This is a genomic window from Streptomyces sp. NPDC048643, assembly GCF_040650615.1.
Taxonomy (GTDB): Bacteria; Actinomycetota; Actinomycetes; order Streptomycetales; family Streptomycetaceae; genus Streptomyces.
In genome coordinates, this window is the sequence record NZ_JBEZHO010000097.1 from 1 (window position 1) to 10891 (window position 10891).

The following is a 10891-nucleotide window of genomic DNA, read 5'->3' on the forward strand; positions in this document are numbered from 1 at the left end:
GGCAGGGTCTGGTCATCGGCCTAGCGGTCGCGGCCAGCGCCACGCTCGGCGACCTCGGCGAGTCGATGATCAAGCGGGCCCCGGCCGAGCGTCTCGCGTGGGCGGCAGCGGAGTCTCGATGCGCCAGGGGGTGCGCGGAAGCACCGACCCGCCGGCACCGGCACCTCCGACGTCGGCGAGTGGTCGGCACGAGTCCCGGACAACCTGAGGAACGCCACCCGGGCACGCGACCCGTTGTAAGGTAGGGAAACAGCCCTTGACCTGCAAAAAGCAGGCAGGGAGCCGTCTTTCAGGAGTCCGACATGCTGCGCACCATGTTCAAGTCCAAGATCCACCGTGCCACCGTCACCCAGGCCGACCTGCACTACGTCGGGTCCGTGACCATCGACGCCGATCTGCTCGACGCCGCCGATCTGCTGCCCGGCGAGCTCGTCCACATCGTCGACATCACCAACGGCGCCCGTCTGGAGACGTACGTCATCGAGGGGGAGCGCGGGTCCGGGGTCGTCGGGATCAACGGAGCTGCCGCCCATCTCGTGCAGCCCGGTGATCTGGTGATCATCATCAGTTACGCTCAGGTCGATGACGCCGAGGCGCGGGCGCTGCGGCCGCGGGTCGTGCACGTGGACCGCGACAACCGGATCGTCTCCCTCGGTGCCGATCCGTCCGAGCCGGTCCCGGGCTCGGACCAGCAGCGCAGCCCCCAGGCCGTCACCGTCTGAACCACGGCGTCCGTGTCACGGGGCGGCGGCGCCGCAGCACCTGGAACCGAGGACCCGAGGAGTGGCCGTGAGCGACATCGAGATCCGCGACGACCGGCCGGCCGGACGCCTTGAGGCGTTCGCCGGCGACGAGGTGGTCGGGCACATCGAGTACTTCGTCCTGGAGGAGCCCGCCCGCGCGCTCGTCCCGGTGCACACCATCGTGGAGCCCGAGCACGAGGGCCACGGCATCGCCGGCTCCCTCGCCCGCGAGCTGTACGGCATCGCCGCCCGCGAGGGCATCGTGGTCGCGCCGCTCTGCCCGTACGTCGTGAAGTGGGCGGAGCGCCACCCCGAGGAGGCTCCGGCGGCCGACCCCGCGCTGCGCCAGGCCGCGCTGGAGCGGCTCAAGGCACACCCCGGACGCTTCTGATGTCCGGGACGCCGCCCCCGGCGGAGTCCCGAGCACCCCTTCCCGCGTCGTCCGGACCGCTCGCGCTGCTGCACACCTCCCCGGCGCACATCCCCGTCTTCGACGCCCTGCGCGACGAGGACCACCCGGGCCTGGACCTGCGGCACCTCGTCGCCGAGGACCTGCTGGCGCGCGCCCGGCGCGAAGGCCCCGACGCGGTCGCCGACGACGTCCGGGCGCTGCTCGGCGAGGCCGTCGCCGACGGTGCCCGGGTCGTGCTGTGCACCTGTTCGACCATCGGCGCCGTCGCCGAACGGACCGACGTCGGGGTGCCCGTGCTGCGCGTGGACCGGCCCATGGCCGCCGCGGCGGTCGCCGCCGGCCCGCGGGTCGTCGTCCTCGCGACGGTGGCCAGCACCCTGGAGCCGACGGTGGCCCTCGTCGAGGAGGAGGCCCGCCGCGCCGGTCGGCCCGTCGAGGTCCGTACGGTGCTCGTCGACGGCGCGTTCGCGTTGTTCGAGGCGGGCGACACGGACGGCTGCGCCCGCGCGGTGGCCGACGCCGCCGACGCGGTCACCGGCGCCGACGCGATCGTCCTCGCCCAGGCGTCCATGACACCGGCACAGGGCCTGACCACCACGGCGATCCCGGTGCTGTCGAGCCCCCGCCCAGGTCTGGCGGCCGCGGCATCCGCAGCCGAGTGCCCGTCGCGGCCCGGTTGGACCGGCACCAGCGACCCGGGCTCGCCCCGGGACCGTCGCCCCCTGCGCTGAGCGACCGGCACCGCCGGACGCCCCGGTGCCCGTAACCAGCCCCGGAGTGCCGCTCGCCGGCGGTGGCCCTGCGCGACGGCCAGGGCCACCACGCACGGTCACCACGACCTCTGCGCCCCGTCGACATGGTTCATGTGTCGACCAGCCGACGCCTTCGGCCCGCCTCCCGGGTCTCCAGTCCCTCCCCGGCCTCCAGCCGCCCCCACCGCCCAGCCGCCCCGCCGGTCATCCCCGCGTCCCGCTCCCCGCAGCCCCCATTGCCCCACCTGGCCCGCATCCCTCGCGCGACGGGGTGAGTGCATGGTCGGCTGCTGGGTACGCGGGGAACAGTCCAGGGCCGACGTACCGAATGGCTGGAGGACCGCCATGACGCAGCCGTATCCCGACCCCGTACCGCCGGGGCCCACTCCCGGGCCGAGCCCCGAGCCGCCGGGGCCGTCACCCTTCCCGGACCCGGTGCCGGACCCCGGTGGCCCCGACCCCACGCCGGGGCCTCCGAGGCCCGACCCGACCCCCGGGCCGGGCGGCCCCGAGCCCGTACCGGGGCCGGAGCCCGTCCCCTCACCGTCCCCGGTGCCCAGGCCGCCGGGTCCGGACCCCGTTCCGGAGCCGCAGCCGCAGCCCGGGCCGCTGTCCTGAGGGGCGCCGGGCCCGCCGGGCGCGGGCCGCGTTCCGGGGGCCGCTGACCCCGAAGCACGGCCGAAGCCGCCACAACCCCGACCGGGTGTGGCGGCTTCGGCCGTTGCGGGATGTCCCTCGTGCCGTCCGCTCGGGTGCGGTTACGCGTCGACCTCCGACCGGTCCCCGCCCCACAGGGTGTGGAACGAGCCCTCCCGGTCCGTCCTGCGGTACGTGTGCGCTCCGAAGAAGTCGCGCTGGCCCTGTGTGAGGGCCGCGGGCAGACGCTCGGCGCGCAGGGCGTCGTAGTAGGCGAGAGCCGCGGAGAAGCCGGGCGTGGGGACACCCTGGCGGGTCGCCGCGACGACGACCTCCCGCCAGTCGTCCTGGGCCGCCGCGATCTCCTGGGCGAACGTGTCGTCCGACAGCAGGCTCGGCAGGTCGGGGCGGGCGTCGTAGGCGGCGCGGATCCGGTCGAGGAAGGCCGCCCGGATGATGCAGCCGCCGCGCCAGATGGAGGCCACGGCACCGAGGTCGATGTCCCAGTCGTACTCGTCGCTGCCCGCGGTGATCTCGTGGAAGCCCTGCGTGTACGAGACGATCTTCGACGCGTACAGCGCCTGCTCCACCCGGTCCGCGAAGGCCGCCGCCTCCGCCTCGCCGAGCTGCTGCGCCTTCGGTCCCGCGAGACCGCGCGAGGCCTCGCGCAGGTCGGCGTGCCCGGACAGCGAGCGGGCGAAGACCGCCTCGGCGATGCCGGAGACCGGCACACCCAGGTCCAGCGCGATCTGCACGGTCCAGCGTCCCGTGCCCTTCTGCTCGGCCCGGTCCTGGACCACGTCGACGAACGGCTTGCCCGTCGCCTCGTCCACGTGCGAGAGCACCTCGGCGGTGATCTCGATCAGGTAGGAGTCGAGCCGGCCGGTGTTCCAGGTGCGGAAAATGTCGGCGATCTGCGCGGGGGAGTACCCGGCGACGTCACGAAGCAGCTGGTAGGCCTCGCCGATCAGCTGCATGTCGGCGTACTCGATGCCGTTGTGGACCATCTTCACGAAGTGCCCGGCGCCGTCGGGGCCCAGGTGCGTGACGCACGGCGAACCGTCCTCGGCCTTGGCGGAGATCTTCTCCAGCATCGGGCCGAGCGAGGCGTACGACTCGGTCGAGCCGCCCGGCATGATGCTCGGCCCGTGCAGCGCGCCCTCCTCACCGCCGGAGACGCCCGTGCCCACGAAGTGGATGCCCTGCTCGCGCAGCGCGTGCTCGCGGCGCCGGGTGTCCGCGAAGTGGGCGTTGCCCCCGTCGATGATCATGTCGCCGGGCTCCAGCAGCGGCGCGAACTCCTGGATCACCGCGTCCGTCGGGTCGCCCGCCTTCACCATGATCACCAGGCGGCGGGGCCGCTCCAGCGCCTCCACGAACTCCTTCGCCGTCTCGGCCGGGACGAAGGTGCCCTCGTCGCCGAACTCCTCCACCAGTGCGTTCGTCTTGGCGGCGGTGCGGTTGTGCACGGCGACGGTGTAGCCGTTGCGCGCGAAGTTGCGGGCGAGGTTGCGCCCCATGACCGCGAGACCCGTGACGCCGATCTGGGCTGAAGTGCTCATACGGTTTGGCTCCTAGGAATTCCGCTGGGTGGCCGGGAAGAAGTAGGGGATCGACAGGTCCTCGTATCGGTGGGTCCTGTGTCGACAGGTCCCCATGTCGGTCGTGTGCGTCCTCGCCGTCCGTCCCGCTCGTCAGTAGTGCCCCAGAGCCATCCTGACGCGTCGGCGGAGTCCACGCAGAGGCACGCGGAAGAACCGGGTGCCACCGGGAGGGCGGGTTTCGGCCAGGCCCCGAGCCCTCGGCCGCCCGTCGCACGGGACGCGCACGCACCGGAACGCGTCCCCCGGATCACGGATCCCATGCCCGTGACCTCGTCCCCGGCCCCTCGTCCGACCGGGGCATCCGATCCCCACCGGCCACGGACGGCGAGGAGGCTCCTCCCGGCCGCAGCCGGGACGGTCACCCGGCGTGCCGGACGGGATCGGGCGACGGGCGCTCTCCCGACCCGTCAACCGCCGTTCGGGAGCGACCGATTGCCGTCTTGTCCTGGCCTGTTCCCAACGCTTACTTTTGCCGCTCCTGACGCATGTCTAGGGGGGCTCCCTCATGGCCGTACGCGGTCGGCACCGCCGGTATCAGCCGAACAGGATCAACCGTGCCTCACTCACCGTCACGGTGGGCGGCGCGGGGATCGCGCTCCCGCTCGTCGGGACCGGAGTCGCCCACGCGGCCGATGTCGGCACCTGGAACAAGGTCGCCGCCTGCGAGTCCGGCGGGAACTGGAGCATCAACACCGGCAACGGCTACTACGGCGGCCTGCAGTTCAGCCAGTCCACCTGGGCCGCGTACGGCGGGACGGCCTACGCCCACCGCGCGGACCAGGCCACCAAGGACCAGCAGATAGCCATCGCCGAGAAGGTGCTGAAGGGCCAGGGCCCCGGCGCCTGGCCGGTGTGCTCGGTGCGCGGCGGGCTGACCAGGGGCGGCGGCACCCCCGACGTCCATCCGGCGGCCACCACGCCGCGGAGCACCCCGCAGACCGCCCAGCGCTCGAAGCAGGCGCCGCAGCGTTCGGTGCGGGACGTCAAACCGCAGAACACACCGCAGTCGCAGGCCGGCACCGCCGAGATGTACACCGTCGTCCACGGCGACACGCTGTCCGGCATCGCCGGCTCGCGGCACGTCCAGGGCGGCTGGCAGGGTCTGTACGCCGCGAACCGGACGACCGTCGGTTCCGACCCGGACCTGATCCTGCCGGGCCAGCGCCTCGCCCTGCACGGCACGGCGCCCGCTCCCGCGCACCCGCACACCGCCCCGGCCCCGGCGAAGAAGAAGGCCGCCGAGGCGCCGGCGAAGAAGGCCCCGGCCGACAAGGCCTCCACGCACACGACGACCCCCAGGAAGTCGCACTCGCTGGTCGCCCCGGTGCAGGCGGCGACCGGCACGCCGTACCGCGCGGCCGGGTCGTCCTGGTCGAAGGGCTACCACACGGGCGTCGACTTCCCGGTCGCGACCGGGACCTCCGTCGCGGCGGTGGCCGCCGGGCACGTGGTCACCGCCGGCTGGGGCGGTTCGTTCGGCTACCAGGTGGTGATCCGGCACGCCGACGGCCGCTACACGCAGTACGGCCACCTCTCGGCGATCTCCGTGAAGGCGGGCCAGAGCGTGGTGGCCGGCCAGCGGCTCGGCCGCTCCGGGTCCACGGGCAACAGCACGGGCCCGCATCTGCACTTCGAGGTGCGGACGGGGCCCGGCTTCGGTTCGGACATCGACCCGGTGGCGTACCTCCGGGCGGGCGGCGTCAGGATCTGACGCGGGTGCGGTGGTGGTTCACGAACGGCATCGGCACGTAGGGCACCCCGAGCATGGCGGTCAGGTACGGCAACTCGTCCCTGGCCGCCGGTTTCCTCAAGGCGGCGTCGACCGCGGGGGCGGCCGCCTTCAGCGGCGCCGGAACCAGCGCCGTGCCGCCACCGGGCTGCGCCTCCGGCACGAGCACGGTCCCGCCGGCCTGCTGCGCCGTCGGCACCGGCACGATCCCCGCGGCGCTGTGCGGCGCCGGAAGGTACAGGGTCTCGTCGCCGGTCTGGTCCGGCAGCCCCGCCAGCAGCTCCCGCACGCTCGCCTCGGAGGCGGTCAGTGACGTGAGAGCGCCCAGGTCCGAGGGGACCACCGGGCCGATGGGACCGACCGGGCCGGGGAGCGACGGGCCGAACACGGGCACGGCGTCCGGCGCCGGCTCGTCGGCCGGGCCCGCGACCTCGTCCCGTGCCAGGGACTCCGTCTCCGGCGCCGACTTCTTCGTGCCGCTCCCCGAGCGCGCGGCACCGCTGCTGATGCGTTCCGAGGTGAGCAGGATCAGACCGCCCGCCGCGACCACACCGCAGCCCAGGGCGAGCGCGGTGCCGGTCGTGCCGTAGCGGAAGGTTTCGCCGAACATCGTGATGCCGACCGCGGCCGCCACGACGGGGTTCACCACCGTCAGTGTGGCCAGCGGCGCCTCCAGGCCCGCGCCACGGTAGGAGGCCTGCGAGAGCAACATGCCGGCGGTCGCGAAGACACCGATCGCCGCGAGGCTCGACAGGTCCGCGAGCGAGACGTGCCGCGACCAGTCCACGGCGACGGTCTTGGTGTACACCGACGACATGCTGAACGCGATGCCCGCGCCGACCGCCAGCAGGATGCTCCGCACCGCCGGGTGCCGGTGCGCCGCGCGCCCCGCCACCATCAGCGCCGCGACCGAGCCGCCCGCCACCACGCCCAGCGCCAGACGCTGGGCACTGCTCAGGGAGTTCGCGTCGGACGCACCGACCAGCGACAGCAGTCCCGCGAGACCCACCGTGGCCATGATCGCGCCGCGCCAGGCGGCGGCTCCGGCCTTGCGGCCGACGAACAGGGCCGCCATCGGGAGGGCGAAGACGATCGTCAGCGCGCCGAGCGGCTGGACGAGGGACAGGGGGCCGAACGCGAGGGCGACCACGTGCAGCAGTCCGCCCACGCCGGTCAGCGCCACGGCGGCCCACCAGCCGGGACGGCGCACCGGCGCGTAGGCCTGACCCGGAGAGGTCAGCGCGACCTGCTCCTGGATGATGGCGCCGCCCGCGTACGCGACGGCCGAGACGAACGAGAGCACCACGGACAGAGCGAGGGCACTCATGAGTCCCTCCTCTGCGAACGGCGCGGGCTGACCCGGCGCGACGAACGGTCGGCTTCCATGGAAACAACGATGCCTCGCGTTTTAGTTCTCGTCGTCGTCCCTGAGACTCCATCGGGTCCTACTGCCGATGGAGTACAGATCGGGCCTTGTCCTCCCCAGGGTGGGCGACACCACGGAGCGATCCACTGGTGGTACCCCCTAGGGGGCTTGGTACTACTGGTCTTCGTGGACCTCGACCCCCAACTGACGGCGCTCGGCGCGCTCGGCGGTTTCTTCGTACTACGCACCGGAGTACCCCGGCGCGGCCCCCTGCCGACCCTCGCGCAGGCCTACGCGCGACCGCGAGGCGGCACCCCCGGGGAGGTTTACGAGGATCCGATGATTTTCCGTGTCGACAAGGTCGCGAGGAGTATCGGGGCGCCGGAGGCGCGCGTCGCGGCGTCGGTGGCGCAGCAGGGGCTCGCGGCCCGACTCTGGTCCATCGCCCTGGGATCCGCCGTCGTCTACGGGCGAGTGCCCGACCTCGATCCTGACCTGCTCCGGTGGGACCCGGACGCCGGCGCCCCGGACGACCTGTGGCTGACCGAGGTCCGCGCCCGGCCCGTGACCGAACTCGACGAGGTCGTGCGCGCCGGGCATCTCGTCCCGCTGGGTGCCGCGTTGCGTGACCGGTACCGCGTGTCGCCGGGCCTGCTGTGGGGCAACGCCGGTTCCAGCCTGGCCGGAGCCGTGCGCCAGCTCGACCGATGGGCGCTCGGCCACGGGCGTCCGGAGGCGGGAGAACGAGCCCGGACGCTGGCCGCCGGTCTGCTCGCGCACCCGGACCTCGCCGGCACGCTCGATGCGCGGACGCTGCGCCGCCGCAGCTGCTGCCTCTACTACCGGGTGCCCGGCGGCGGTGTGTGCGGCGACTGCTGCTTCGACCGCCCGCCACGGCCCGCGCCCGGCCGGAGCTGACGGATCCGAGCCGCCCCCGCGCACCCCGCCCGCCCGAAGCCGGCGGAACCACTTCCCGCACGCTCTTCCGCATCGGCCTCAACTGAGTGACCATGAAGGGCATCTGCCGACTACGACAGGGGTTCTGTGTGCGCGTGGGCCTGCTGACCCGGGAGTACCCGCCGGACGTGTACGGCGGCGCCGGCGTCCATGTCGAGTTCCTGGCGCGGGAGTTGCGCGCCCTCACGGACCTCGACGTGCACTGCTGGGGCGAGGGCGGTGCCGGCGGGGTGGTCCGCCACCGGCCGTGGCCCACGCTCGACGGCGCCAACGACGCGCTGCGCACCTTCTCCGTGGACCTCTCCATCGCCGCGTCCCTCGAAGGCCGCGAACTGGTCCATTCGCACACCTGGTACGCCAACCTCGCGGGGCACTTCGGCAAGCTCCTGCACGGCATCCCGCACGTCATGACCGCCCACAGCCTCGAACCGCTGCGCCCCTGGAAGGCCGAGCAACTCGGCGGCGGTTACGCCCTGTCGAGCTGGGCCGAGCGCACCGCCATCGAGGCCGCGGACGCGGTGATCGCGGTCTCCGGGGCCATGCGGGACGACATCCTCGGCTGCTACCCGGACCTCGATCCCGCCCGGGTGCGCGTCGTGCACAACGGCATCGACACCGCCCTCTACCGCCCGGACCACGGCACCGACGTCCTGGAGCGCATCGGCCTGGACACCGCCCGCCCGTACGTCCTGTTCGTCGGCCGCATCACCCGGCAGAAGGGCGTGCCCCATCTCCTGCGCGCGGTACGGGACATCGACCCGGCCGCACAGGTGGTGCTCTGCGCGGGCGCCCCCGACACCCCGGAGATCGACCGCGAGTTCCGCGAGCTGTACCAGGAGCTGAGCGCCGTGCGCGACGGCGTGCACTGGATCCCGCAGATGCTGCCTCGCCCGGACGTGATCCAACTCCTCACTCACGCGGCCGTGTTCGCCTGCCCCTCGGTGTACGAGCCGCTCGGCATCGTCAACCTGGAGGCGATGGCCTGTGGGACGGCGGTGGTGGCCTCGCGCGTCGGTGGCATCCCCGAGGTCGTCGAGGACGGCGAGACGGGTCTACTCGTGCCCCTGGACGACGACTTCGAGGCGGGCCTCGCGACCGCCCTGGACTCCGTGCTCGCCGAGCCCGAGACGGCCCGCCGTATGGGCGAGGCCGGACGGCGGCGCGCCGTGGAGGAGTTCGGCTGGGACGCCGTCGCCCGAAGGACCGTCCAGTTGTACGAGGAAGTCCTCAAACCGGGGTAGTGGTCGGGCAGGCGCATTTTTCGAACCAACGGCCGGACCCGCACAGCCGGGACGGCCGGACCGGGCTTAGAGGGGCGGCGGCATGCGGCGCGGTGGACCTTCGGTGCTGGGAATCGTACTGGCGGGCGGTGAGGGCAAGCGGTTGATGCCGCTCACGGCGGACCGGGCGAAACCAGCGGTGACCTTCGGCGGTACGTACCGCCTCGTGGACTTCGTACTCTCCAATCTCGTCAACGCCGACATCCTGCGCATCTGCGTCCTCACGCAGTACAAGTCGCACTCGCTGGACCGGCACATCACGACCACCTGGCGGATGTCGAGCCTGCTCGGCAACTATGTGACGCCGGTCCCCGCGCAGCAGCGTCTCGGACCCCGCTGGTACCTGGGCAGCGCGGACGCGATCCTCCAGTCGCTCAACCTCATCCATGACGAACAGCCCGAGTACGTCGCGGTGTTCGGCGCGGACCACGTCTACCGGATGGACCCCCGGCAGATGCTGGAGCAGCACATCGAGGGCGGCGCGGGGGTGACGGTGGCAGGGATACGGGTGCCCCGCTCCGAGTCGTCGTCCTTCGGTGTCATCAGCCCCGGTTCCGACGGCCAGACCGTGCGGGGCTTCCTGGAGAAGCCCGCCGACCCGCCGGGCCTCGCGGACGACCCCGAGTGCGTGTTCGCGTCGATGGGCAACTACATCTTCACCACGAAGGCCCTCATCGAGGCGCTCCAGCGGGACGCCGAGGACGAGAACTCCGTGCACGACATGGGTGGTTCGATCCTTCCCGCGCTCACCGAGCGGGGCGAGGCCCAGCTGTACGACTTCAGCGACAACCACGTGCCCGGCGAGACCACCCGCGACCAGGGCTACTGGCGTGACGTCGGGACGCTCGACGCCTACTACGACGCCCACATGGACCTGATCGCCGAGCGGCCCGCCTTCAACCTGTTCAACCGCAACTGGCCGATCTACACCAGTTCCGGTCAGCTGTCGCCGGCCCGCTTCAACGCCGGGGGCATCGCGAGCGAGTCCATCATCAGCGCGGGCTCCCTGATCAGGGGTCAGGTGACCCGCTCGGTGCTCTCGCCGGGCGTGCTCGTCGACCCCGGGGCGGTCGTGCAGGGGTCGATCCTGCACGACAACGTGAAGATAGGGCGGGGCGCGGTGGTCCGCGGCGCCGTGCTCGACAAGAACGTCGAGGTGCCGCCGGGCGCGACGATCGGCGTCAACCCCGAGCGGGACGCCGACCTCTACACGGTCTCCAAGGGCGGGGTGATCGCGCTGGGCAAGGGCCAGCGCGTGCCGTAGCCCCGTCGATCGCGGCAGCCCGGGACCCCGGCCGCCGCACGTGCACAGAACGGCCGCGGGTACCCGACTCACCGAGTCGGGCGGCGACCTGTACCGCCTCGGCGAGATCAGCGAGCTGACGCAGGCCGTCGACCAGGGGCTGCTGGTC

General features: G+C 72.9%; 9 protein-coding genes. 7 read left to right on the plus strand and 2 right to left on the minus strand.

Features of this window, described 5'->3' with window-relative positions; translation table 11 throughout:
- Positions 1-302 precede the first annotated feature (302 nt).
- The 3 genes from panD (at position 303) to AB0C62_RS41755 (ending at position 1886) form a co-directional block, all read left to right on the plus strand.
- A complete protein-coding gene (panD, locus tag AB0C62_RS41745; RefSeq protein WP_362982479.1) occupies positions 303-722 on the plus strand; it encodes an aspartate 1-decarboxylase in 420 nt (139 codons plus the stop codon).
- A 67-nt stretch (positions 723-789) separates the two neighbouring features.
- Complete coding sequence (locus AB0C62_RS41750) at positions 790-1134, plus strand: GNAT family N-acetyltransferase (RefSeq protein ID WP_362982481.1); 345 nt, start codon at positions 790-792, stop codon at positions 1132-1134.
- Positions 1134-1886 carry an aspartate/glutamate racemase family protein gene (locus AB0C62_RS41755; protein WP_362982483.1) on the plus strand — a complete coding sequence of 251 codons (753 nt, stop codon included), beginning with the start codon at positions 1134-1136 and terminating at the stop codon, positions 1884-1886. Before AB0C62_RS41750 ends, AB0C62_RS41755 begins: the two co-directional genes overlap by 1 nt.
- A 779-nt stretch (positions 1887-2665) precedes the next feature.
- On the opposite strand, the gene gndA is transcribed toward AB0C62_RS41755, so the two are convergent.
- Entirely contained in the window at positions 2666-4105 is a 1440-nt protein-coding gene (gene gndA / locus AB0C62_RS41760) for an NADP-dependent phosphogluconate dehydrogenase (RefSeq protein WP_327408350.1), read from the minus strand.
- A gap of 547 nt (positions 4106-4652) precedes the next feature.
- On the opposite strand from gndA, the gene AB0C62_RS41765 reads away from it, so the two are divergent.
- A complete protein-coding gene (locus AB0C62_RS41765) occupies positions 4653-5858 on the plus strand; it encodes a transglycosylase family protein (protein WP_362982485.1) in 1206 nt (401 codons plus the stop codon).
- On the opposite strand, the gene AB0C62_RS41770 is transcribed toward AB0C62_RS41765, so the two are convergent.
- Entirely contained in the window at positions 5848-7203 is a 1356-nt protein-coding gene (locus tag AB0C62_RS41770; RefSeq protein ID WP_362982487.1) for a DMT family transporter, read from the minus strand. The two genes, AB0C62_RS41765 and AB0C62_RS41770, sit on opposite strands and share 11 nt — an antisense overlap.
- Positions 7204-7428: 225 nt before the next feature.
- On the opposite strand from AB0C62_RS41770, the gene AB0C62_RS41775 reads away from it, so the two are divergent.
- The 3 genes from AB0C62_RS41775 to glgC all read left to right on the plus strand — a co-directional run bounded on the left by AB0C62_RS41775 (position 7429) and on the right by glgC (position 10743).
- Positions 7429-8160, plus strand: a complete 732-nt coding sequence (locus AB0C62_RS41775; RefSeq protein WP_362982489.1) for a (2Fe-2S)-binding protein — start codon at positions 7429-7431, stop codon at positions 8158-8160.
- A 128-nt stretch (positions 8161-8288) separates the two neighbouring features.
- Positions 8289-9440, plus strand: coding sequence for a glycogen synthase (gene glgA / locus AB0C62_RS41780; protein ID WP_362982493.1), 1152 nt, complete (start codon positions 8289-8291; stop codon positions 9438-9440).
- Between the two features lie 82 nt (positions 9441-9522).
- A complete protein-coding gene (gene glgC / locus AB0C62_RS41785) occupies positions 9523-10743 on the plus strand; it encodes a glucose-1-phosphate adenylyltransferase (RefSeq protein ID WP_362982491.1) in 1221 nt (406 codons plus the stop codon).
- Positions 10744-10891: the final 148 nt, after the last annotated feature.